Source organism: Lacibacter sediminis (assembly GCF_014168535.1).
GTDB lineage: Bacteria > Bacteroidota > Bacteroidia > Chitinophagales > Chitinophagaceae > Lacibacter > Lacibacter sediminis.
The window spans coordinates 4,311,483-4,335,936 of sequence record NZ_CP060007.1; the positions used below are offsets into that span (position 1 = coordinate 4,311,483).

Annotated in this window: 23 protein-coding genes; 9 read left to right on the top strand and 14 right to left on the bottom strand. The window is 40.6% G+C overall.

Annotated features, from left to right (window positions below):
* Positions 1–87 precede the first annotated feature (87 nt).
* Positions 88–1,179 carry a hypothetical protein gene (locus tag H4075_RS18365; RefSeq protein WP_182802279.1) on the top strand — a complete coding sequence of 364 codons (1,092 nt, stop codon included), beginning with the start codon at positions 88–90 and terminating at the stop codon, positions 1,177–1,179.
* A gap of 187 nt (positions 1,180–1,366) precedes the next feature.
* Here the strand turns inward: H4075_RS18365 and H4075_RS18370 are convergent, their stop codons facing one another.
* The 5 genes from H4075_RS18370 to H4075_RS18390 all read right to left on the bottom strand — a co-directional run bounded on the left by H4075_RS18370 (position 1,367) and on the right by H4075_RS18390 (position 9,482).
* Positions 1,367–4,492, bottom strand: coding sequence for a S41 family peptidase (locus H4075_RS18370; RefSeq protein ID WP_182802280.1), 3,126 nt, complete (start codon positions 4,490–4,492; stop codon positions 1,367–1,369).
* A 121-nt stretch (positions 4,493–4,613) separates the two neighbouring features.
* Positions 4,614–5,036 carry a hypothetical protein gene (locus H4075_RS18375; protein WP_182802281.1) on the bottom strand — a complete coding sequence of 141 codons (423 nt, stop codon included), beginning with the start codon at positions 5,034–5,036 and terminating at the stop codon, positions 4,614–4,616.
* A gap of 41 nt (positions 5,037–5,077) precedes the next feature.
* Positions 5,078–7,978 carry a leucine--tRNA ligase gene (locus tag H4075_RS18380; RefSeq protein WP_182802282.1) on the bottom strand — a complete coding sequence of 967 codons (2,901 nt, stop codon included), beginning with the start codon at positions 7,976–7,978 and terminating at the stop codon, positions 5,078–5,080.
* A gap of 193 nt (positions 7,979–8,171) precedes the next feature.
* Positions 8,172–8,849, bottom strand: coding sequence for a hypothetical protein (locus H4075_RS18385; RefSeq protein WP_182802283.1), 678 nt, complete (start codon positions 8,847–8,849; stop codon positions 8,172–8,174).
* A gap of 48 nt (positions 8,850–8,897) precedes the next feature.
* Entirely contained in the window at positions 8,898–9,482 is a 585-nt protein-coding gene (locus tag H4075_RS18390) for a C39 family peptidase (protein WP_182802284.1), read from the bottom strand.
* A 128-nt stretch (positions 9,483–9,610) separates the two neighbouring features.
* Here H4075_RS18390 and H4075_RS18395 point away from each other — a divergent pair, with 128 nt between their 5' ends.
* The 5 genes from H4075_RS18395 (at position 9,611) to H4075_RS18415 (ending at position 14,041) form a co-directional block, all read left to right on the top strand.
* Positions 9,611–10,549, top strand: coding sequence for a cell division protein FtsX (locus H4075_RS18395; protein WP_182802285.1), 939 nt, complete (start codon positions 9,611–9,613; stop codon positions 10,547–10,549).
* Positions 10,550–10,653: 104 nt separating this feature from the next.
* The gene (locus tag H4075_RS18400; RefSeq protein ID WP_182802286.1) at positions 10,654–10,890 is read left to right on the top strand and encodes a DUF3098 domain-containing protein; all 237 of its coding nucleotides are present in this window, start codon (positions 10,654–10,656) and stop codon (positions 10,888–10,890) included.
* Between the two features lie 113 nt (positions 10,891–11,003).
* Positions 11,004–11,825, top strand: a complete 822-nt coding sequence (locus tag H4075_RS18405; RefSeq protein ID WP_182802287.1) for an undecaprenyl-diphosphate phosphatase — start codon at positions 11,004–11,006, stop codon at positions 11,823–11,825.
* Positions 11,826–11,888: 63 nt separating this feature from the next.
* Positions 11,889–13,184, top strand: a complete 1,296-nt coding sequence (locus H4075_RS18410) for an MFS transporter (RefSeq protein ID WP_182802288.1) — start codon at positions 11,889–11,891, stop codon at positions 13,182–13,184.
* A complete protein-coding gene (locus H4075_RS18415; protein ID WP_182802289.1) occupies positions 13,181–14,041 on the top strand; it encodes an MBL fold metallo-hydrolase in 861 nt (286 codons plus the stop codon). The genes H4075_RS18410 and H4075_RS18415 overlap by 4 nt, the downstream gene beginning before the upstream one ends.
* A gap of 83 nt (positions 14,042–14,124) precedes the next feature.
* Here H4075_RS18415 and H4075_RS18420 read toward each other — a convergent pair whose 3' ends face one another.
* The gene (locus tag H4075_RS18420) at positions 14,125–14,934 is read right to left on the bottom strand and encodes a DUF3108 domain-containing protein (protein WP_182802290.1); all 810 of its coding nucleotides are present in this window, start codon (positions 14,932–14,934) and stop codon (positions 14,125–14,127) included.
* The gene (locus H4075_RS18425) at positions 14,931–15,836 is read right to left on the bottom strand and encodes a lysylphosphatidylglycerol synthase domain-containing protein (protein ID WP_182802291.1); all 906 of its coding nucleotides are present in this window, start codon (positions 15,834–15,836) and stop codon (positions 14,931–14,933) included. Before H4075_RS18425 ends, H4075_RS18420 begins: the two co-directional genes overlap by 4 nt.
* Positions 15,837–15,954: 118 nt before the next feature.
* Between H4075_RS18425 and ruvC the strand changes: the two genes are divergently transcribed.
* Positions 15,955–16,521, top strand: coding sequence for a crossover junction endodeoxyribonuclease RuvC (ruvC, locus tag H4075_RS18430; protein ID WP_182802292.1), 567 nt, complete (start codon positions 15,955–15,957; stop codon positions 16,519–16,521).
* A 104-nt stretch (positions 16,522–16,625) separates the two neighbouring features.
* Here the strand turns inward: ruvC and H4075_RS18435 are convergent, their stop codons facing one another.
* From H4075_RS18435 to greA, 3 genes are all read right to left on the bottom strand, one after another.
* Positions 16,626–17,018, bottom strand: a complete 393-nt coding sequence (locus H4075_RS18435) for a hypothetical protein (RefSeq protein WP_182802293.1) — start codon at positions 17,016–17,018, stop codon at positions 16,626–16,628.
* Positions 17,015–17,419, bottom strand: a complete 405-nt coding sequence (locus tag H4075_RS18440; RefSeq protein WP_182802294.1) for an HIT family protein — start codon at positions 17,417–17,419, stop codon at positions 17,015–17,017. Before H4075_RS18440 ends, H4075_RS18435 begins: the two co-directional genes overlap by 4 nt.
* A 199-nt stretch (positions 17,420–17,618) precedes the next feature.
* Positions 17,619–18,089 carry a transcription elongation factor GreA gene (gene greA / locus H4075_RS18445; protein ID WP_182802295.1) on the bottom strand — a complete coding sequence of 157 codons (471 nt, stop codon included), beginning with the start codon at positions 18,087–18,089 and terminating at the stop codon, positions 17,619–17,621.
* Between the two features lie 237 nt (positions 18,090–18,326).
* On the opposite strand from greA, the gene H4075_RS18450 reads away from it, so the two are divergent.
* On the top strand, positions 18,327–18,872 hold the full coding sequence (locus H4075_RS18450) for a DUF2911 domain-containing protein (protein ID WP_182802296.1): 546 nt from the start codon (positions 18,327–18,329) through the stop codon (positions 18,870–18,872).
* Here H4075_RS18450 and H4075_RS18455 read toward each other — a convergent pair whose 3' ends face one another.
* The 4 genes from H4075_RS18455 to H4075_RS18470 all read right to left on the bottom strand — a co-directional run bounded on the left by H4075_RS18455 (position 18,873) and on the right by H4075_RS18470 (position 23,100).
* Entirely contained in the window at positions 18,873–19,796 is a 924-nt protein-coding gene (locus H4075_RS18455) for an NAD(P)-dependent oxidoreductase (RefSeq protein WP_182802297.1), read from the bottom strand.
* Between the two features lie 52 nt (positions 19,797–19,848).
* Positions 19,849–20,604, bottom strand: a complete 756-nt coding sequence (gene rsmA, locus H4075_RS18460) for a 16S rRNA (adenine(1518)-N(6)/adenine(1519)-N(6))-dimethyltransferase RsmA (RefSeq protein ID WP_182802298.1) — start codon at positions 20,602–20,604, stop codon at positions 19,849–19,851.
* A gap of 57 nt (positions 20,605–20,661) precedes the next feature.
* Positions 20,662–22,626, bottom strand: a complete 1,965-nt coding sequence (locus H4075_RS18465) for a T9SS type A sorting domain-containing protein (RefSeq protein ID WP_182802299.1) — start codon at positions 22,624–22,626, stop codon at positions 20,662–20,664.
* 63 nt (positions 22,627–22,689) lie between these two features.
* Positions 22,690–23,100: a hypothetical protein gene (locus tag H4075_RS18470; RefSeq protein ID WP_182802300.1), complete on the bottom strand. Its 411-nt coding sequence runs from the start codon at positions 23,098–23,100 to the stop codon at positions 22,690–22,692.
* Positions 23,101–23,330: 230 nt separating this feature from the next.
* Between H4075_RS18470 and pdxA the strand changes: the two genes are divergently transcribed.
* Complete coding sequence (gene pdxA, locus H4075_RS18475; protein WP_182802301.1) at positions 23,331–24,422, top strand: 4-hydroxythreonine-4-phosphate dehydrogenase PdxA; 1,092 nt, start codon at positions 23,331–23,333, stop codon at positions 24,420–24,422.
* Positions 24,423–24,454: the final 32 nt, after the last annotated feature.

Genomic DNA, 24,454 nt, shown 5'->3' on the forward strand with positions numbered 1-24,454 from the left:
AACTAATACAAAAATGCCGCTGCTTTTGTTGAAACATTAACATCGTTAAAAAATATTTACATCAACATTTCGTTTAAGCACTATCGCATGAAGAAACATTACTTCTTTATACTGGCTTTTTCCCTTCTGTTTAGCTTATTCGCACAGGCACAAATGATCACAGGTGTGTGGAAAGGCAAAGTGGGCAGCGGTTTAAAGCCAGCCAAACTTGAATTGAAACTCATTCAGCGTGGCGACAGTTTATTCGGCACATCCTACTACTACGAGAATCCCACTAACTACCGTCGTTATGCGGTGAAAGGCTATTTCAACCAGCAAACAAATGAAGTAGTTTGGTGGGATGATGAGTTGCTGGAAGCAAAAACAGGACGTATTGCCATTACCTCACCCGGCGCAGTACCATTATTGATGGAAGCAGATTTTAATTGTCCCGGTGGCGGAGTAATGATGCTTGATGGAAAAGCTGTGACCAAAGAAGAACAAAGAAACAAAGGCGATCTGCATTTAGATAAAGTGGAACAACCACAGTTTACCGACGAATGGAATTATGTGATCGATAATTATACTGTTGGTGCTAATGATCCTGATTTTATTGATAGTGTGGCAACGATTCATAAAACGGTGAAGCAACCGGAAGTTGTAGTAGTTACACCTCCACCGGTTATTGTAACCGAACAGCCGAAACGTGAAGAGCCAAAGTCTGAGCCAGTAGTTGTACAACCTCAACCAACGATTCCGAAGGAAACACAACCGGTTACGAAATCAGAAAACAAACCACCTGTAAAAGAACCAGCAGTTACTGTTACGAAAGCGCCAACCATTAAAGAGAAATTTGTTGAACGCAAAAAAGTATTGACAACGGAATTGCCTTTGCTCGGTGATACAATTGAAATTCATTTTTATGACAATGCTGAGATCGATGGTGATTCTATTTCACTGTTCATGAATAACCGTTTGGTATTTGAACATGTAAAGCTGAGCGATAAACCATACGTTGTAAAATTTGCAGTGAAAGAATTAACTGAAACAAATGAGCTTGTGATGGTAGCGGAAAACCTTGGTGCTATTCCACCCAACACATCTTACATGATCGCCTATGTAAATGGAGTACGTTACACCGCAAATTTAGAGAGTACAGAAAACAGCAGTGCAATGATACGGTTTGTGAAGAAAGAGTAAGCTAAGGGTTTGGAATGAGGGAAATGAGGATCGTTCGCTTTGCTTACAATATTTACCACAGAGACACTGAGAAAGAAGAATTTTTAAAATGATTTAGCAAAATAAAAGCTGTGCAGTACTGCACAGCTTTTTTATTTTATGACGATTGATGAACCACAGCTCACACTCACCATTCACTACTCACCACTCACCCCTTGATTTGCTTCAATATTTCTTCGATTGCTTTATCCAGTTGCGGATCTTTACCATTGAGTTTGTCTTCAAAACTGTTGATCAGTAAAATATCCGGTTGCACTCCACTCATCTCTAAGTCTTTTCCATCGAGTGAATAACAACCCCAGGCCGGCATACGCACACTACTGCCATCAACCAAACCAATACCACTGGTGAAGATGATCCAGCGATACGTACCATTACCAATGATCTTTCCAAGCTTTAATGCTTTAAACCCTTGCGCTGTCATTTCTGCATCGCTCAACGATTGTTCATTGATGAGTAAAATGATTGGTTTATCTGCCGGTGAAAAGTTCGACTGCGGCGCTAACTTTCCTTCACGATATTTCCATTGCAAATAGGTACGCTGACTTAAAAACTTCAACACCTCATCATGCACATTACCGCCGGTATTATAACGCAGATCAAAGATGAGTGCATCTTTATTGATCAACTCCTGTGTCATGTCGGTAATAAATTGGTCCAGTTCACCCGTGCCCATGTTTTTCATATAACCATAAGCAATTCGTCCTTTACTTTTTTCATCCACACGTTTTTGATTATTATCAATCCACTCATCGTAAAGTGTATTAAACAAACTTGCCTGTGGATGAATTTTCACATTCACCATTTCTGTACCACGTTTGAAAGTAAGTTTCAATTCTCTGTCACGTGAGGGTAAGGTGAAATAAGCATTACGGTCTTTGTTTATATCAACGGTTTCGTCATTCACGTTCACCAATACATCCCCGGGTTTGATATCGATGGATTTGCGATCTGCAGCCGAACGCTTCGCAATATATTTTACTTTGTAAGGCTCATCATTTTCGAAGATGATACCTGTTTCCATGGTGGCACTGTTCAATGCAATATTTTCATCATCACCAAACGTACCAAAACCCTGGTGCGATGAATTTAGTTCACCCAACAAGTCATTCAATAACGTGCGCAGATCAGCACGACTATTGAGATAAGGAAGAAACTGTTTGTAATATTCCTTTGTTTTCTTCCAATCGAGTCCATGGAATTTCTCATCATAATAACCTTCTTCCATGCCGGCCCATGTTTCGTAAAACATCTGGTTGAATTCTTCCTGCAGATTACGACGGAACGTGTAACCAATACTTACAGGATCAAGACGATTGGCATCAAGATTCAGTTTTGCAATAGTTCCGTTTGACAATGCATAAAACTTATCGCTCACTTCAATTGTTTCAAAACCAAAAATATTATCAGTGCCTGCTATCTTCTCTGTCTTGTTTTGTTCAAATGGTTCAATCACTGTTTTCCAGATCGCATTACGACCCTCTCCATGATTACTTACAAACAAAACCGTTGTCTTCTCTCCTTTCTGATACACATTAATTAGATACTGTGCACCAAGTGAAGGGCTGATCTGCTCTAACCTTTCCATCAACAGATCGGTATCAACTGTAATTACTTTACCAGAATCTGCGTTTGGACCTTTCGCATCTTTCTTTTCTTCTTTGAACAGTTCATTATACTTATCTAAACGATAAGGCTCATCTAATTTCTCTAACGCAATACGATACACTTTCGCATTGGCCATACCAAATGGATAAGATGGTTTTAAGCGTTGTGAAACGAAGTAGATATATTTTCCATCACCAGACCATACCGGACTGTTTTCTGTTACACCTGAATTGGTAAGATTGGTTGTTTTATTATTCTTGATGTGATGAATAAAAATATCTTCCTCAAAATTTCTACGTGCCGTGAACAATACATATTCATCGTTGGGTGAAAAACCGGGATCACTGTTTTGAAAAGCCCATAGCTCATCCTTTACAATCGTTTTGCTTTGCAGTGTTTTCAGATCAAGTAAACGCACTTCATCACGGCCGCTGAGATAAACAACCATTGTCCGCTTTTTATTTTGAACAAGACTGCGGTTGTTTCGTTTATCCGTTGTGAGTTGTTTTACTGCACTGCTGCTGTCGGCACGAACAGTAAAGAGATTTGTGTAGCCATCATCAGTTTGTGTAAAGAGCATTGTTTTATTATCACTCATCCATCTTACTTCACGAACACGCTCTGCTGAACCACGGTTGATCTTCTGTACAAATTTTCCATCCACATCACTTACAAATAATTCACCACGTGAGATGAACGCCAGTTTCTTACCGTCGGGCGACACATCAAAGGCCGAAATATTTCCACGCACTTCGTAATCCTTTTCTTTTGGCAATACATGATTACGTACAATGGAAATAGTAAGTTTCTTTTCTTTATCGCTATTTACATCATAGACCCATAATTGGTAGTCTTTTTCAAATACTACTTTGCCTCCATTAGCATTTACTTGTGGTGTTTTAATGGAAGAAGAAAAACGGGTAAGTGCTTTTTTCTTTCCATTATCAAATGTGTAAAGATTGTACTCACCGTTTGCCTCATCAGAAATATAAAATACGGTTCCTGTTTTGTCGATGGTGGCAGCAAAATCTTTTCCTTCCCAGCTTGTGTATTTCTTATGTTGTTTTGTTTTCAAATTATACGATTGTATGTCGGGGTTGAACGGACCTTTGTAACGCTTACGTTGCGATTGACTAATACTTTCCCAGGTATCGTTAAAAAATACCTCACCGCTTGTTGGATGTTCAACAAGGTTATGATCATACTGGAAAAAATTACTCCCAAATACACGTTGTGGGGTGCCACCTGCTGCAGCCACTTTAAAACCAGCCACCTGTCCCATACGTCCACTATTAAAATAAATGCTTTTGCTATCCCAGCTCCAGCTTGTCACATCATCGTTACCGCTGTGGAATGTAATTTGTTTTACATCTCCTCCATTCAATGGCATCACAAACACATCAGCGTTTCCGAATTGTCGCCCGGTAAATGCGACCCACTTGCCATCGGGTGAAATACGTGGCGATGTTTCGTAGCCCTGCATAGCTGTTAGGCGTGTTGCCTGTCCATCGCTGATGTTTGCTTTCCACAGATCGCCTTCAAAGGCAAACACAACTGCCTGCCCATCGGGAGTAAGTGAGGGGTTTGATAAAAAATGCGGTATGCTTTGTGAAAAAGCAATGTTACTGATAAGGAATAAAAAAAGAACCGAATACAGAGACTTCATAACTGATGGTATTTATCTTGAAAAATACAAAACAACAACCATTGAACGGTTCAAAATGAAGAAAGGTTGATGAATGGTGAAAAACCGCTCATCAACCTTCTTTATCAGTGTATCAACTGTATTACTTCTTTGGATCTTCTACCTGGTATTCTTTCAGGTGACGATATAACAAAGTTCCATTTTCAACTTTCACCAAACGATACTCCATGAACGTACTGTCAGCATCATAAAAACCAATGATGCAGGAAAGATCATCAGCGCCTTTCTTTAATTCAGGCTTTGGCATAATGCCCATGTTCGGCAAAGTGAAGATCTTTTCACTACTTGCATCTTTGAATGAAAACTTCACTTCGTAATTAAGCGATTCTTTCTGTTCGAACAATTGTACTTTAAACTTTGCTGTGTCGGCACCGGCAGTATATTCTTTTACTGCTGCAGGATTTACAGTTGCACGCTCTTTTACAAACGGTTCATTGTTGTTGGGGTTCTTTTCGCCACAAGCGGCCAATGCAAAGAGCGCAATAACGACTACTAACTTCTTCATTCTGTTTTGAATTTAAGGGTGATGCGGTGAGTCACCGCAAGTTATATAACTACATTGATCATTTTATTCTTCACGTAGATGATCTTTTTTGGTTGTTTACCATCAAGCCATTTCAACACCACTTCATTATTTAAAATAATTTGTTCCACTTCTGCTTGTGTGATGCTGAGGTCTAAGGTTAACTCTGTTCTTGTTTTACCATTGATCGCAACCGGGTAATCTTTGGTTGATTCAGTAACATACTTCGCTTCAAATTTCGGGAAGCTTGCATCAAGAATAGAACCACTGTTGCCTAAAGCACTCCACAGCTCTTCACTCACATGCGGCGCATAAGGCGTTAATAGAATAAGCAACTGCTCCAGAATTTCCTTCTTATAACATTTCAAATCGCTCAATTCATTTACGGCGATCATGAATGTACTCACACCGGTGTTAAAACTGAAACGTTCTGTATCGTCTTCAATTTTCTTGATGGTCTTGTGTAATACTTTTAACTCAGCATCTGTTGCTTTGTCGTGATTCCACACCTGACCTTTCACTTCATCGTAGAACAATCGCCAGAGTTTTTTGATAAAGCGATGAACACCTTCAATACCTTTTGTATCCCAAGGTTTGCTGATCTCAACAGGGCCGAGGAACATTTCGTACATGCGGAAGGTATCTGCGCCGTATTTGGTTACAAGATCATCCGGATTCACTGTATTGAACTTACTCTTGCTCATTTTTTCAACTTCAGAACCACAGATGTATTTACCATCTTCTAAAATAAATTCTGCATTTGCATATTCGCCGTTACGCCACTTTTTGAAAGCTTCAATATCAAGTTCAAATCCATCCACAATATTTACATCAACATGCAACTTCGAAGTAACTATTGAATTCGAAGCGTTCTGAATTGATTCACTACTTGGGGCTACAGATTTTATATATCTAATTCTTTCGATAACATTATCAACATCTATCTCCATTAGTTTTTTATAAATACCTTCTGAGATAAATACTGGCGCATGATTTGAAGATAAATCGCCACGCAACATTGAAACACTGTCCGGAAAAAGCAATCGATATACAAACCTTGAAGAGCCCTGTATCATCCCCTGATTCACCAATTTCTTAAACGGTTCATCATAACCAATATGCCCAAGATCGTACAAGGCTTTCGTCCACATGCGGCTGTACAATAAATGCCCCACTGCATGTTCTGTTCCGCCAATATAAATATCCACCTGGTTCCAGTAATCACTTACTGCACGGTCGCAAAATGCTTGGTCGTTATGCGGATCCATATAGCGTAAGAAATACCAGGATGATCCTGCATAGCCGGGCATCGTGTTCGTTTCTAATTCTTTCGCCACCCACTCCGGAATATTTGCCAATGGACCTTCACCTTCAGGTCCGGGAGAATAGCTATCAACTTCAGGTAATAACAGCGGCAACTCGGTTTCGTTTAACGGATAAGCAGTACCATTCTTCCATTGAATAGGAAATGGTTCGCCCCAATAACGCTGACGGCTGAACGCTGCATCACGCATTCTGTAATTTACTTTTCGTGTACCAATGCCCAATTCCTCCAGCTTACCAATTACTATTTCAGCAGCTTCACGCATCGGCGTACCATTTAAGAAACCACTGTTTTCAAGCGTTGCATCTTTTGTTGCGTTTGCATCTTCACCGTTGAAATGTTTGCCAATGATATTGGTGATGGGAATATTAAAATGCTGTGCAAATTTGAAATCACGATCATCGCCGCAAGGCACCGCCATAATTGCACCTGTGCCATAACCCGCCAATACATATTCACTTATCCAGATCGGAATTTCTCTTCCATCAAATGGATTCACTGCATAGGCACCGGTAAACACACCGCTGATCTTTTTCTCCGCTTGTCGCTCACGCTCACTGCGGCTTTTTACATAAGCAATGTATTCATCAACAGCTGTTGTTTGCTCAACAGATTTAATTTGATCAACTAAATCCAACTCCGGAGCAATCACCATAAAGTCAACACCAAAGATGGTATCGGGCCTTGTTGTGTATACTCTTAACTTTTGATCATGATTTTTTATTGCAAAATCAATTTCAGCGCCGCTTGATTTCCCAATCCAGTTTGTTTGCATTTCCTTCATGCTTTCGCTAAACTCAATACGCTCCAAACCTTCCAGTAAACGATCGGCATATTCGGTGATACGCAAATACCATTGACGCAATTTCTTTTTCACCACCGGATGTCCACCACGTTCACTCACACCATTCACTACTTCATCATTCGCTAAAACAGTACCCAATGCTTCGCACCAGTTCACTTCGCCATAGCCGCAATAAGCAAGGCGGTATTGCATAAGAATATCCTGCTTTGTCTTTTCATCAAAAGCTTTCCACTGTTCTGCAGTAAATGAAGTAATCGGGAATTGGGAATGAGGAATTTGGTGTGTTGCGTTACCTTCTTTTTCAAAAGCTGCAATCAGCACCTCAATCTTTTCGGCTTTGTTTGTTTTACGGTTGTAAAAACTATTGAAGAGTTGTAAGAAGATCCATTGTGTCCATTTGTAATAACCGGCATCGCAGGTGCGCACTTCACGATCCCAATCGTAACAGAAACCAATATTATCTAACTGTCTGCGGAAATTATTAATGTTCTGATCGGTACTAACGGCCGGGTGTACGCCATGTTCAATCGCATACTGCTCGGCAGGTAAACCAAATGCATCGTAACCCATCGGATGCAATACATTAAATCCTTTCAGGCGTTTGAAACGGGAATAAATATCGCTGGCAATATAACCGAGCGGATGACCCACATGCAACCCTGCACCGCTTGGGTAAGGAAACATGTCCAACACATAAAATTTTGGTTTCTCACTTACGTTCGAAACCTTGTAGGCACTTGTATTGATCCATTGCTGTTGCCATTTCTTCTCAATTTCTCTGAACTTGTATTCCATGCTTATAAAATATCGCTTGACTTTTATTTAATCTTTAAATCTCAAAACATAACTCGTAAACACTCTTGTATACAGCATTTTTTTGGCTGAAACCGAACAGAAGTAAGCTGTTTAGCGGGCCACAAAAGTAATGAAACAGGCCCAAAAGAAAGCCCCTTCCGTGAAGTATGGAAGGGGCCACTATGCAGTTTCTTTATTTTACCAGCCTTTGTTTTTTGAGCTCATCGCCATAAAGCCGCTGAAACTCCTGTGCCGCTTTAGCCAGAACAGGCATCAATTGACTCGCATTAACTCCCTGCCGCAAACTGAATTGACCGCCATAATCTGTGTAAAATATTTCCGCTCCGTCTTTTTTAACTCCAAATACCTTTACCTGCAGGTTGGGAATATCATATACACTGATCTCTGCATCCGGACCAACAACAGTTTTGATGGTATTCAGATCATTGGCAATTGATTTGCCGGCGAGCCCCGCAATACTCCACCCTTTTTCATCTTTATTCAGCTCCACAACGGTAACAACACGATCGCCTGCAACTAATGGGAATATTGTTGCCATCTCTCCTTTCTTGATCCCTTCAAATGAAGATGAGGAATCGGCAGTAAGTAATTTTTCAAAATCAATATTTGATTGTTTTACCGCAGCACCCGGTTTTGCTTCCTGCAATGCCTTTTCATCCACACCAAGCGAAAGCCCCTTGCTTGTTCTGATGATCGATAGCAAATCGCTCTTTGCTTTATCAATCGCTTCGTTTTCTGTTGCATAATATTTTGGTGCGCTCTGGCTCATTCCTTGCTTCTGATCTTTACAACCAATAACTGTTGTGATAATAAGTAAGGTAGCCACTTTTATATAGATACTTGTTCTCATTGTTTGTTTTTTTAATTATGAATGATAACTGATAATCTCAACGGACGATTATGGTTTTGCAATATTGTACCATGTGTTCCAATGTGTAGCGGTACCGGCAGGGTCTGCATATTGTTCATACGTAATCAATCTTTCTTCGCCGGCACATGGTGCCCACGGATCGTTTAATACGAGATAATTGGTTGTTCCAACAGTAATGTAGCCTTTAATGACAAGAACATGCCCTACCACACCGGGAGTTCCGTAAGCATAACCCATTGGTTTTTTGCTGCAGTATATCTGCTTACGCATATCCTCCCAGGAGCGTGCTGTTTGCGTTTCAGAAAAAGTCATGCCTACTTCTGTAAGCATTAACCAGCCGGGACGGTTACAGGAATCTGTTTTAGGGCATGCTGCTCTTCCCTGGTTGTTACAACAATCAGTTCTTCCAAAGCGTTGATTTGCCAGATCGCATTGATTGACACTGATACCAACGTGCTGTGCCAGCATTTGTGTTGTGGCGGCCCAACACCAGTTGTTTGTTTGTTGTGGACGCAGCGTGTTAGCTACCGAACCAATAACTTCGGGTTTACAGCAACTGCTGATAAAGAGAATGAACAGGCCCAATGCCATCAGGTGAGTGTGTTTTTTCATGTTAACATGTTTTAAATGATTAGATGTGTTTGTTAAAACTTATATAACAAACTAATCATATAAAAATAGAAACACTTCACGTCCGTTACAATACCCTGTTCGTAGTATTACTCTTAAATACGCTATTTTTGTCACTGTTTCAAAGTGATAAAACAGTCACAACAGAACTTACATTAAATCAACAAGGCATGGCGCAACAACCGAACAAAGCATCAATGAAACGTTCTAAACCATCATACCTCTACAGTATTATTGGTGTGGCACTGGTGCTCTTCATCCTCGGTGTTTTAGGATGGATCTTCTTAAATTTTCAGAAAGTGGGTACCACCCTGCGTGAAAACATACAGTTTCATGCATGGCTGAGTACGACCAATAAAAAATCGATCGATAGTTTAACCTCATATGTGGCAGCACAGCCTTACGTAAAATCTTCGGCCTACATCAACAAAGAAATGGCGAAGGAAATTTATAATAAAGACGGCAATGAGAGCTGGGATAAGATCCTCGACGAAAATCCTTTGCCCGAAAGTGTTGACTTTTATGCTAAGTCGGACTATGTGCAGAAAGACAGTCTTGATAAAATTACAGCCGACCTGATGACCCGTTTCCCCGGTGTGATCAGCGAGGTACAATACCCCGAAGCCCTGGTAACAACGCTTAACGATAGGGCACAGAAAGTGGGTATTGTTTTACTGATCGTGGCTATTTTGCTGAGCGCCATTGTGATCGTATCGATTGATACCACCATTCGACTGGCCATGTTCAGCAACCGTTTTCTGATTAAAACCATGCAGATGGTGGGCGCTACCCGAGGCTTTATTGCAAAACCCATGAATGTTAGGGCGATTATCAATGGACTCATCAGTTCGGGCATTGCCATTGCAGCCATTTGGGCGGTTATTACCTGGGCTGAAAGCTATATTCCGGATATGAAGGCGCTGCGTGATCCAAAGATCTACCTCATTCTATTCGGTTCCATTATTGCGATTGGTGTGGGCATTTCGCTTTACAGCACGCATCGCAGTGTGATGAAGTATTTACGTATGAAACTAGACGAGTTATATTAAGCCGTTAGCCGATAGTGGTTAGTGGCTAGTAAAAACTACCGGCTAATGACTATCGGCTATCGACTAACAGCTTTTCCTTATATTGCATCCCTCAAAACAAGACTATGAGCCAGAAAAAAATAGCAACCATTTTTACCAAAGAGAATTACAAGTGGATGGCCATTGGTGCTGCCGTGATCATTCTTGGTTTTCTGTTGATGATTGGTGGCAAAAGTGCCGATCCAAATGTGTTTAATAAAGACGAAGTGTACAGCTTCCGTCGTATTACTTTGGCTCCGCTCCTCATCATTGGTGGTTTGATTATTGAGATCTATGCCATCATGAAAAAACCAAAAGACTAAGCAATATAATTTGAAGATGAGCCAATTCAAAAATTTGAAAATTGATTTCGAATTTTTGAATTGGCTTTTTCGTTTTCAATTTAACCTCATTTTCAAATTTTCAAATTAGTTGTGTGAATACAATTGAATCCATCATCATTGCCATTGTGGAAGGTTTAACGGAATATCTTCCTGTTTCTTCCACCGGCCACATGATCCTTGCTGAGCGGCTAATGAATGTACCTGCTGATAATTTCACCAAACTGTTTACTGTTGCAATACAGCTTGGTGCCATCTTAAGTGTTGTTGTGTTGTATTGGAAAAAGTTTTTCGATTTTAAACGCTGGGAGTTTTATGCAAAACTGATTGTTGCAGTAATACCTGCATTGCTGCTTGGTTTTTTATTCAGTGATCAGATAGATGAGCTGCTGGAAAGTCCGTTAACAGTTTCTATTACATTATTGATTGGGGGTATTATTTTGTTGTTCATTGATAATGTGTTTAAGCAACATACCATCAGCGAAGAAAAAGAAATCTCATTTGGCAAAGCATTCATGATTGGTTTGTGGCAATGTGTGGCGATGATACCGGGTGTAAGTCGTAGTGCTGCCAGCATCATCGGTGGTATGCAGCAAAAACTTACACGACCGTTGGCTGCTGAATTCTCTTTCTTTCTTGCAGTGCCAACCATGGCAGCAGCAACAGGCTATTCGTTATTCCTGAAAGACTGGAATGAAAATGGTGTTGATGTAAAGGGTTATGATCTTATTCTTTCTTCAACTCAATACACACAGGCTTTTATTATTGGTAACGTAGTTGCTTTTGTGGTGGCGATGCTGGCCATTAAATTCTTTATCGGCTTTTTACAGAAGCATGGATTCCGTTTGTTTGGCTGGTACCGAATTATTGCGGGCATTATCCTGCTCATCCTGTTTATGACGGGCTACCTGAAATAGCATTTCGTTTAATTATCCTATTTTCATACAGGCAGTCTTTCCTGCCAACCAAAAACCATCTGTATGCAGACTGCTTCAAAAAAAATTGTAAACGGCTGGGCCATGTACGATTGGGCCAACAGTGTTTACAACCTGGTGATCACCACCACTTTCTTTCCTGCTTATTATGCCGCTGTAACAGGCATCAAAAATTTCCCCGACGGTATCAAGTTGTTCGGTAGAAATTTTGTGAATACAGAATTGAAAGATTACGTGTTAGCAACTGGTTTTTTACTGATCGCATTACTATCGCCTATTCTTTCATCTATTGCCGATTACAAAGGGAATAAGAAGAACTTCATGCGTTTCTTCTGCTATTTAGGCGCAATCAGTTGTTCGCTCATGTTCTTCTTTGATAAGAACAATGTGATGCTTGGTTTGGTGTGCTTCATGTTTGCAGGCATTGGCTTTTATGGCTCACAGGTATTTTATAATTCATACCTCCCGGAAATTGCTGCGGAAGAAGATATGGACCGCATCAGCGCAAAAGGATTTACCATGGGCTATATCGGCAGTGTGTTATTGCAGATGGTTGGTTTTGCATTGGTAGTATTTATGAAAGAAGACCCATCACTTCCATTAAAAATCACTTTCCTGCTTGTGGGTGTTTGGTGGGTTGTCTTTGCACAAATTCCTTTCAGCCGTTTACCGAACCGCAGTGATAAAAGCGAACGTAAACTCAAGAAACATGTATTGGTGAATGGGTTTCATGAATTACAACTTGTGTGGAAACAGGTTATCAAAATGCCGGTGCTGAAACGCTTTTTAACAGCTTTCTTTTTTTACAGCATGGGTGTACAAACTGTATTACTCGTTGCCATTGATTTTGGTATTAAGATCCTGAATCTTGAAAATGTAAAATTGATCATCACAGCGGTGTTACTGCAGGTAGTAGCAATTGTTGGCGCACTGCTTATGTCGAGGTTGTCTGGAAAGTTTGGCAACATACGTGTGCTCATCTTTACCGTGTTGCTATGGGTGTGTGCATGTATTGGCGGTTACTATATTCAAACTGAAATGCATTTTTATATTGTGGCCTCGTTTGTTGGATTGGTCATGGGTGGTATCCAGGCATTGAGCCGAGCTACTTATGCCAAGTTGATGCCTCAAACAAAAGACACGGCATCGTTCTTTAGTTTTTATGATGTAACAGAAAAGTTTGCAATTGTCATTGGCCTGTTCTCCTTCGGCATAATTGAAGGCCTCACAAAAGACATGCGTAATTCCATTTTAGTGCTCATCATTTTCTTTGTGCTTGGTCTGCTGTTTCTCTTACATACCTTGTATACACAAAGGAAAGAACAAACAAAGCTGTTATGAAACTCTATTCGATCAATACGGGTAATTTTAAATTAGATGGTGGTGCTATGTTTGGTGTAGTGCCGAAAGTGATGTGGAACAAACTGAATCCTGCTGATGAAAATAATCTCTGCAGCTGGGCCATGCGTTGTTTACTGATAGAAGATGGCAACAGGTTGATCTTAATTGATAATGGCATTGGTGATAAACAGGACGAAAAATTCCTTGGTCATTATTATTTGCATGGTGATGATACGTTAGATAAGTCGTTGGCCAAACATGGTTTCAGTAAAGATGATATCACAGATGTGTTTCTTACGCATCTGCATTTCGATCATTGTGGTGGTTCTATAAAACGTGATGGAGATAAATTAGTGCCTGCGTTTAAGAATGCAACATTCTGGAGCAATGAACAACATTGGGAATGGGCCACAAAACCAAATGACCGAGAGAAAGCTTCCTTTTTAAAAGAAAATATTCTGCCGATTGAAGAAAGCGGGCAGTTGAAATTTATTCTGCCGGGTGAATCGCAGTTTCATCAGTTATCTTCTTCTGAATTTAATGAAAATATGTCGGTGCGTTTTGTAAATGGTCATACCGAAAGTATGATGTTGCCGCAGATCAACTACAACGGCAAGACCATTGTGTACATGGCTGATCTGTTACCTGCTGCCGCACATATTCCTATCCCATATGTAATGGCGTATGATATGTTTCCGCTTACTACGTTGAACGAAAAAAAATCTTTCCTGACAGAAGCTATAGAGAACGATTACATCTTATTCTTTGAACATGATCCAACGATCGAGTGCTGCAGCTTGCAACAAACAGAAAAGGGTGTGCGAATGAAAGAGTCGTTTCGGCTGGATGAGATTTAAGAAAATAGTTTTACGCAAAGAGGCAAAGTTTCAGCAACATCGGATAGCCACTCACAACTATCCACTATCAACTACCGGCTGCACTATCTCGTGCTGATCAACCCGGTCAACTTATGACGTGTGTTTTTGTAGCCCATCATATCCACTTTTATACTGCCAACTGAAATGGGGCTTTCAATACGAACGGGTATACGGTTGGCGTCATCACTCACCCACACCGTCATCTTTTCACCACCTTTAAAAATAGTTCCTTCGATCAGCAGCGGCTTAAACTTGATAGCATTGAACTTGCCATACTTGGTCTTTACTTTTTCTTTACCGAGATAGCGGATGTACAAACCATAGGTCTTATCATCAATAAACATATTGAACGGAATTCTGTCGCCGGGTTTGTATTTGTTGAAATCAATATTGCGGGAATAATAAATAGCACTCAATACATCCTGCACACAATCAGGCGTTTTAAATGTGCCACCTTGCGATGTGGCAGTATTGCCCTGTTGATTAAATGTAACTGTTTCGAATTTCTTGAAATCGCCTTCTAAAATATTACGTACAAACTTGTAAGGTTGCAAAGTAGAAGTATCAATAAAACTTTCATACTTATCCCTCACCTTAAAAAAACCATCAAAGAATGAAGTTGTTTTCCCTTCTCCAATAAGATGATAAACAGGTTTCCCGTTATAGCGTTCAAGATTAATATGGAAATCGGCATTGCCACCGGCTACATAAACACCCGCTAATGTGTAATACACCTGGTAGTTGATGGTCTCTCCATTTTGCCAGGCAAAATTCCGGACGCTGGCGCAAAATTCGTCACTTGTTTCCGGTTGCGTGGAAACAGGTGCAAATGAAAGCAGTACTACTGAAAACAGAATTGCAGTGATCTTCATCGTTCCTTAAATATTTTTATCGTCAATAACAACAAACTACCGATCAACGCCGGTACTACAAGATTCAATAACCAGATACCAGCCGTGCCTGCAAGAACAGCAATACTGTTTGCACTGAACACACTCACAATACTAAGCGCCACAGCTCCACGGATACCCACATCAGCAATAGCGAACCCCGGTACAATTGCCATGATCAAAAAGATCAGTGCCACACTCCAGAAACCCTCCCACCACGGAATATCAACCTGCAGTGCCTGCCATATCAACACATACTGTAACGCAAAAACTACAAAACGTAAAAACGAATAGAATAATATTACAAGATACGTTCTGTTTTGCAAGCCATCCAGCACGTTTGCAAACGATAACTTTTCTTTTAAACCCGGTATCCATTGCAGTGCTTTCGCTAGCATCTGTATTCTGAAAAAAAAGAGTCCTGTTAACCCGATAAAAAATAATACCGACCAAGTCAATACCTGCAGCAATATGCCTGATAAATGTGTACCACCAAGCTGCACATCGTGTAGCCGGGGTTTCAGGATCAGTAAGGCAATAAAGCCGCAAACCAATGTGATCAGTAACTGTCCAACACTTGTTACAAGGGTAAGTGCCACTCCTTTCAATCTGAAATCAGGCTTCAGGTACACTACTCTTCCGCCATATTCACCAATACGATTGGGCGTATTCACCGCCAGCGATAATCCACTCAACACAGATTCAAATGCTTTTTGAAACGATAACGGTTGAAACTTATTCACCAGCAAATACCATTTCCATGTTTCCAGGCCCCAATTAACCGGCATCAATAAAACAGATAACCACAACTTCCAGCTTTCATTACCAATAAAGGCCTGTTTTATCTGCTGCCATGCCCGTGGTAAGTCGGGTTGTTGCTTCACTTGGTTGTATAAGGATATGCTAATCCACACAAAAAGTATAGGGCCCAGAAAGTAATTGATAAAGATTTTGAATTTCCTGTTCAGTTTCTGTTTATTTTGGTCAAAATTAACCTGCTCCTTGCAAAGTTTTTCGAAAATCATTTTAGGCATCGATCCCGGTACTGTTATTATGGGTTATGGTTTGATTGGCGTTCGCCAACAGCAACTGCATTTAATTGAAATGGATGTGCTGAAACTTACCAAACACAAAGACGTGTACATCCGTTTACAACTCATCCACGAAAAAGTGAAAGAGGTGATTGAAACGCATAAGCCTACCGATTTTGCTATTGAAGCTCCTTTTTTTGGCAAAAACGTGCAGAGTATGCTCAAATTGGGAAGAGCGCAAGGTGTAGCCATTGCTACTGCCATGAATGCCGGTTTATCAGTTACCGAATATTCGCCTAAGAAAGTAAAACAAGCTGTAACAGGAAATGGAAATGCCGATAAGGAACAGGTTTGGAAAATGCTTCAGCATTACCTCGACTTTAAAGCCAAACCAAAATATTTTGATGCGACTGATGCATTATCAGTAGCTCTTTGTCATCACTTTCAAACCAATAAACCCTTGTTGAAAACAGCCGGGAAAGTAAAAGGCTGGGAAGATTTTATTAAACAGAATCCGGGAAGAGTAAAAGTCAAATAAGGGATACGGCACATGGAAGAAGGAACAAGGAACAAGACACAAGATTCAAGCATCGTCATCATAAATCAGCCATCATAAATCCTACATCATAAATTCATCAGCACTTAATCTGTCTTCCGCATTTTCTTAAGTGCCAGTAAGAAAATGGCAGCAGGAACATAAGCCAGTAGATAAAGCGGGTTGAAGTGTCCGAACAGAAGATCAACCGCCAGTTTCAGTGTTACCACAATAACAAAACTAATGGGGCCCCATTTTTCCATACTCCATGTGCCACTCAGCGCAACAAAACTGAATACCATCATTAATGCATTTACTGCGGGATACAATGTGTCAATACCACTTTTGTTCAAGGCAGTATTACCGGTATAGGAATATACAATTTCACCAAGCCCCCATGCAAAGAGAATCACACAAAGAATAGTGATCAATTGCGGACGTGGTGCTTTCTTTCCCTTCTTACGTTTATAGCCATACTGATCGTACTGTACCTGGGTCATGCTGATTGCTTATTTAAATGTTGCAGTATTTTTTGTTGAGCAGCTTTCATTTGCTCTTCGGTTAACTTCAGTTTTGGTCTGGTAAAATTGAGATCATCTGCACTGTTGATCGGCACAAGGTGCAAATGCGCATGCGGCACTTCTAATCCAATGGTTGCAATACCTACACGATCGCATTTGAATGAAGCCTCTATTGCTTTGGCAATTGGTTTTGCAAAAAGCAAGAGCTCAGCAAGATCAGCATCGTCCACATCAAAAATCTTATCTACTTCTTTCTTAGGAACAACCAGTGTATGACCTTCAGCCAATGGAAAAATATCAAGAAAAGCATAGAAACGGTCATTCTCTGCAATTTTATACGATGGTATTTCGCCTGCTATAATCTTTGAAAAAATACTCATGCCGCCAACTAATTTTGAACGAAGATAAAAGAAGACACGTTGCAATGATGATCCATATTTCATCCCGATAAAGGTAGTGACAAACAAAGAAGACTTATAGCTTCACGCCCCTCGCTTCTCGACACTCGCCAAAACTTCTACACTTTGCTAATCATTAAACTTCAATACAAACACGCAAAGCTTGCAGCGAGTAGCTTCTTTAAACAAAGATCTCTTCTACTTTAAATTTTACAATACCAGCAGGCACCTGCACCTCGGCCACTTCGCCCACTTCTTTGCCAAGTAATCCTTTACCTATAGGTGATGTAACTGATATTTTACCAGCTTTCAGATCAGCCTCCTGTTCACTTACGATCTGGTAAGTAAGTTTTTTCTTGGTCGCTAAATTGGTGATGGTCACTTTGGTTAATATAGCAACACGACTTGTATCAATGGTACTTTCATCCAACACACGTGCAGTGGCAAGCACACCTTCAAGCTGACTGATCTTTGCCTCCAGCATACCCTGCGCTTCCTTGGCTGCATCATATTCAGCATTCTCTTTCAAATCGCCTTTTTCACGTGCTTCTGCAATTGCTCTTGATGCAGCTGGTCGTTCTACCCCACGCATGTGTTGTAACTCGGCCTGCAATCTTTCCAGTGTTTCTTTAGTAACATATTGAACGCTCATGGTTCCTCCTTGTCTTTACGGTTATACAAAAAAATAACAACGCCTCAATTGAGTTTGAAGCGTTGCATGTTTTGTTAAAGAGCAAAAATAGAACCTTTTTTTGAAACAGGGAACAGTTGTTTGCTTTTAATCAACCCCATGGGAAAGCTTTAACAGCTGGCCGGAGCTAGAATAATAATTTGAAAATCTGTAATGTAGATAAACCTCCTGCTTTCCCTATTTTTGGCAAACTTATTCATGAAAAAAATTGCTGTCATACTCGTATTGTGCTTTGCTGCATTTACCGGTCGTACCCAGGAAAAAAACATCAACTATAACCCAAACGCCAAAAAAGATACTACTAAAAAAAGTATCCGATCAGCAGCTATAGGGAAAATAGGCACGGCCAATGTACGTATCAATTACTATTCACCAGGTGTTCGTGGACGTATTATCTGGGGCGGTGTGGTACCGCTTGATGAAGTTTGGGTAACCGGCGCACATTCAGCCACCAACATTGAGATCAGTAAAGCATTTCGCATTGGTAATAAAACCATTCCTGCAGGTACCTATGCCATTTTCACCATTCCTTCAAAAACAGAATGGATCTTTATAATCAACAAGAATTATAACCAGCACCTTGCTGATGATTATGATGCGAAAGATGATGTCATCCGTTTAAAAGTAAAACCTGTTGCACTTGCACAACCCCTGGAGCGGTTGCAATATTTTGTGGGAAATAATAAGATCAGTATTGGTTGGGATAAAGTGAGAATAGATGTACCGGTAAAAATCGTCAACTGATTACTGCAATCCTAATTTATCGGCCAGCACTTTACTCATTTTATAAAATGCTTCATGTGTGTAACCGGCAATATGCGGCGTTAAGATCACATTAGGTTGTGCAGCCAGCCAATCAAATTGTTGTTGCTCACTTTCAGTATAAGTTTGAAGTTTTTCATTCTCCTGTACATCTAAACCGGCACCTGCGATCAATCCTCTTTTCAATGCATCAGTTATAGCAACGGTGCCATGCACTTTACCACGTGATGTATTTAAAAAAAATGGACGTTGTTTTGCTGCCTCAAAAAAAGCAGTGTCTGCATAATGATAGGTTTCGTTGGTAAGTGGTAAATGTAAACTGATCACATCGCTGTAACGAAGCACCTGTTCAAGAGAAGCTTCTTTTACCTGTTCGCCACCAAACTCGAATTGATATTTATCATGAGCAAGAATGGTTACATCAAATCCACGAAGTTTTTTTGCAAATGCACGGCCCGTATGCCCAAAGCCAATGATACCAACGGTCTTTCCATTTAATTCAACGCCACGATTTTCATCACGCAACCATTGATGTTGCTTTACCTCTTCAAAACTGTGGCTGATCTTATTCATCAGGTTCAGCAACATAGCCAATGTGTGTTCTCCCACCGCATCACAGTTGCCTTCAGGGCTGCTTAATACTTTGATGCCTTTGCTTTCGGCAAAAGGCACATCAATCAATTCCAATCCGCTGCCAAGTCTTCCAATCCAGATCATTTTTTTTGCATGCTCAAGTAAAGCCGCATCAATTTTCACCCGTGTTGAAACCACGAGTCCTGCAACATCTTCTATTTGAAGTGCTAACTCTTCGTATGTGATTGTTGGCGCATAAATTACTTCATACCCTCCCTCCCGCAGTTTTTCCTGCAGGTAATCATGACACTTGGCTGTAATGATAACTTTCACTTTTTTATTCTCTGCTGTTGATTGTAATTTTTTATAATGGCCACCTGCTGATCTATCTCATCCTGAATGTAAGCGCTGCAAAATCATCTACCGAAAGTTGTTCTGCCCGTTTATTGAACAATTCATCTTTCAATTCTTCCGGATCAAACAATCCTTTGACGCCGTTACGTAACATTTTTCTCCGTTGATTGAAGGCAGTCTTAACAAGCAATTTGAACTTCTGTTCACTTTGCATCAAAGGAATTGCTTTGATCGGTTTCAGCTTTATAACACCACTCTTCACTTTTGGCGGAGGATTAAATGCCTGTTCATCCACATCAAACAAATACTCCACATCAAAATAAGCCTGTACCAAAATACTCAATATACCATACGCTTTTGATCCCGGTTTGGATGCAACACGTTGTGCCACTTCTTTCTGAAACATCCCTACCACACAATCCACCTGTTCTTTCCAATCCAATACTTTAAATAAGATCTGAGATGAAATATTGTAAGGGAAGTTACCTACTATCATAAACCGTTCCGTAAAAGGACATTCAGCATCCAAAAAACTTTGATGCAGCAATTTTCCTTTGATCGCCGGAAATGTATGTTCGAGATAAGTGATCTTTTCAGCATCGAGTTCCACAGCTTTAAAATCAAGATCAGGGTATTGCAAAAAATATTTGGTGATGGCACCGGCACCGGGACCTACTTCCACCAAATGCTGCGGATGTTCATCCATAACAGCTTCCACAATTCTTTTTGAAATTGATTCGTCTTTTAGAAAGTGCTGGCCTAAGGATTTTTTGAGCGTGTATTGCACGCTGCAAAAGTAGCAGAAAAAAGCCCCCCGATTTTAACGGGGGGCAGTTGAATTGATTTAATGTGAAACAATGATCCGTTTCCTGAATATTTCATCCCCCACTTTACATTGAATTACATATTGACCAGGACTCCATTTTGCAGGCTCAGTGATCATCCACTCATTTATGCCTACGTTTACCTGCTCTATGCTCCTGTACACAGCCGATCCAACACTGTTTGTAATATTGATCTCAGCTGTTTGATTTCTATCCGATGTAAAGTTTATCCGGAAAAGATTAGTTGCAGGGTTAGGCGACACGACTAATTCAAACCCGTTATTACGGCGAATAAATAATCGTATTGCGTTTGTATAAAATACCTGTCCGCCTGAGCCAACATATTTTAATCGATAAAATACTTCGGTAGATCGGAAGTTAACAAGGTCATCCAGTTCAGAATAAGCACCACCGCTGCGGGGCGAAATTCGGTTGCCTACAGAAGTGTAATCAGTACCATTTGCACTACGTTCTACCTGGAAATAAGCAATCCCTTCTTCACTATCACTGTTCCAACTGATCATACCTGATTTGCCTTGCAGTTTTGCGTTGAAGTTATAAGGTTTACCCGCAAGCACCTCACAGGCGGCGTATTGTGTAATGGTAACAGTATCGGTTGCATAAACGGTTCCGCAACTATCCATTAAGGTTTGGCTTACAATATAAGTACCTGCCATACTTGCGGTAATACGATCGCCTGATGTCGGACCGACAATGTTACCACCGATAGTTGTCCAGTTATATACTGATGTTGTTAATGGATTGGTTACATACACTTCGGCAACACCACTCGGACAAAGAACAGGAAAATCAGTTTCTATCTGAGCACTTGGCGCACGGAAAAAACTGAAAGGCCCTACGAAGTCTTTCAACTCTGCCGTAAATGAAGTAGATGCTCTTGATTTCACTAATATTCTTCTGAATGGTAAGCCACACACATCACCTTCTCTCACCAATGGATCAAGACCAAGTTTGCTAAGGTTTACGGAGAATTCCATAAACTGTCTGGCCGTGTATGTATCAACAACGGTCTGGCTACCCAATACCAGTTTAAATGGGCCTGCCCATGTACTGTTCACACTTTGCAAACCATTATAGAAAGCTCCGGCTGTTTTGGGTGTAATGCCAGCATAGCCATATGTTGCACCTGCACTGGCACCATCAAATGTACCAGCCCAGTTAAAAGCTGTCGGTGTTATGAGTAAGGCATCTTTATGTACCCAAATCCTTGCTTCAACCATACTTAGGTTAGAACTGCTGTACTCGGCCGTTAGAATAATATCCCCTGCGCTTAAAATATTTCCCGATGCATCAAATTTCCAGGAAGTATGACCATCATCAGGTCCATAGCCCTTGAAATTCAAATTGGGTTTATCATAATAAATGTCGGTTTGGTACATTTCAAAATCAAAATAACGGTTACCGGTCGTGTTTTCAATAGACACTCCGCCAAACAGCCAAAGTGAATCGTTTGTTTCTGTACCGTCTCCATCTCTACGTACATGCATGAACATATCAAGAATTTCATTCTTATCAGGCACGCTCTGCGATACAGGTGTTGTCCAAGTATTCGGGTTCATCCCGTTCTTATTACTACCAGATGCAAAGATTGTTGAATCATCGCCGTGATGGTCACGAATGAAAATACCGTCTATCAGTAACATTCCATTTAACACATGAAACTGCGGGTAACGCATGTTACGGAAAAAGGGATAGTTTCTTGTAGCCGGTTGAGAATTGTATGCAGCCAATATTGCTGCAGCACCGGTTGTATCAATTATAAATTCACCTACACCTAATCCAACGATGTTATTCTGGCTAAACCAGTCATCGTTACCAACCTGCAAAAAGCCGTTATAAAAATTGCTTCTCAAATCAGCCTCCACACCAAATCTTGCTTTAATCTGAGCTGTTGTAATCTGGGCAGTTAATGTTTGGTTAGTTAGGGCAAGGACGAGAAACAAACTGAGTAAAAGTTGTTTCATAAGTAACGGATTTAAATGAAACAAGGCTGTATACTGTAACGCTATACAGCCTTGTCAATAATTTTAGCCTCTGCGGCTAACAATGCGGATCATTTCCACAGGTGAATATTCTGTAGAACCATCTGCATAATGAGCTGCAACCCTGTAATACAAATAGCCAGGAAAAGTAGTACAGTCCCTGTATTTGTAAGATGGATTAGCTGAAGAACATTCAACTTCTTCAAGCGTTTCTGCAAAACTGAAGCCTGCATCGAATGAACGTTCAACTGAAAAACGTGTAACAGATCCGGGATTAGTTACTGACCAGTTAAGCGCAACATCATTGGCTATACGATGGATTCGGAAGTATCCAAAACCCTGTGCAGCCACTGGCTTTGCTTTTGCAATAAATGGTTTGCTTGAAACGAGGCAATCATTAGCCTGTGATGTGCTGAAAGACAGCGCAAGCGCTGCAACCATAATAATTGTTTTCATGGGGATTACGATTTTGACACAAATTAGAAACGCCTGCACTCATATCCTAAAAATCAGCCATGAATTTCCACTTAGCACCTCACCTTTTTTTCCCACGAAAACACCGTAAATTCTGCAATTGATTCACGCAGAAAAGTTGCAATGGCTGAAACAGCCTGTTTTTCAAACGCTTAGCAATGGCTTTCTAAAACAAACAATCCACTACATTTGTAAGCAATACAGTTTACTTTATGACGCAACCCGAACAAAAACCAGTTATTGGCTTCAGCTGTGGCGACCTGAACGGAATTGGCATCGAAATTATTATTAAAACCCTGATTGACAGCAGGCTTACAGAGCTATGCACACCGGTTGTCTTTGCATCGAACAAAAGCATCAATTTCTATAAAAAATCCGTGAGCGATGGCAATTTCAATTACCAGGCAGTAAGGGATTTCCAGCGTTTGAGCCCTAAAACAGTGAATGTGTTCAGTTGCTGGGAAGATGAAGTGAGCATTACTCCGGGGCAATTAACAGATGTTGGCGGCAGCTATGCAATTATTTCTCTCACCGAAGCTGTAAAGGCTTTGAAAGAAAAGCAGATCGATGCTTTGGTAACCGCTCCTATCCATAAAAAAAATGTACAGTCGGAAGCTTTCCCATACACCGGTCACACACCTTATTTGAAAGCTGCGTTTGAAGCAAATGATGTGGTGATGTTTATGGTAGCCGAAAATATTAAAGTGGCATTGGTAACAGAACATATTCCTGTGGCTGAAGTTGCCCAGCATATTACAAGAGAAGCCATTGTAAGTAAACTGAAGCTGATGAACCAATCGCTGAAAAAAGATTTTGGCATTGATAAACCAAAGATCGCAGTGCTTGGATTAAATCCACACGCTGGCGATGAAGGGTTGATTGGTAAAGAAGAAGAAGAAATTATTAAACCTGCCATTAAAGAAGCGAAACAAAGCGATGTGTTTTGTTTTGGACCTTACAGTTCGGATGCTTTTTTTGCACGTGGACAGCATGAAAAATTTGATGCAGTTCTTGCCATGTATCACGACCAGGGATTGATCCCTTTTAAATCACTTGCTATTGGTGAAGGTGTAAACTACACTGCTGGTTTGCAGGGCATACGCACTAGTCCCGATCATGGAACTGCATTTGATATTGCAGGAAAAGGTAAAGCTGATGAGTCATCAATAAGAGCAGCATTGTTTATGGCTATTGATATTTTCAGAAGCCGCAACGGTTATGCTGATGCACGCAAAAATCCTCTACGCAAAATGAGTGCGGCTATGCTGGCAAGAGCAGTAGATGAGAAGATTGAGGAAGAATAAAGAATTAAGGGACAAGATTCAAGGTACAAGAA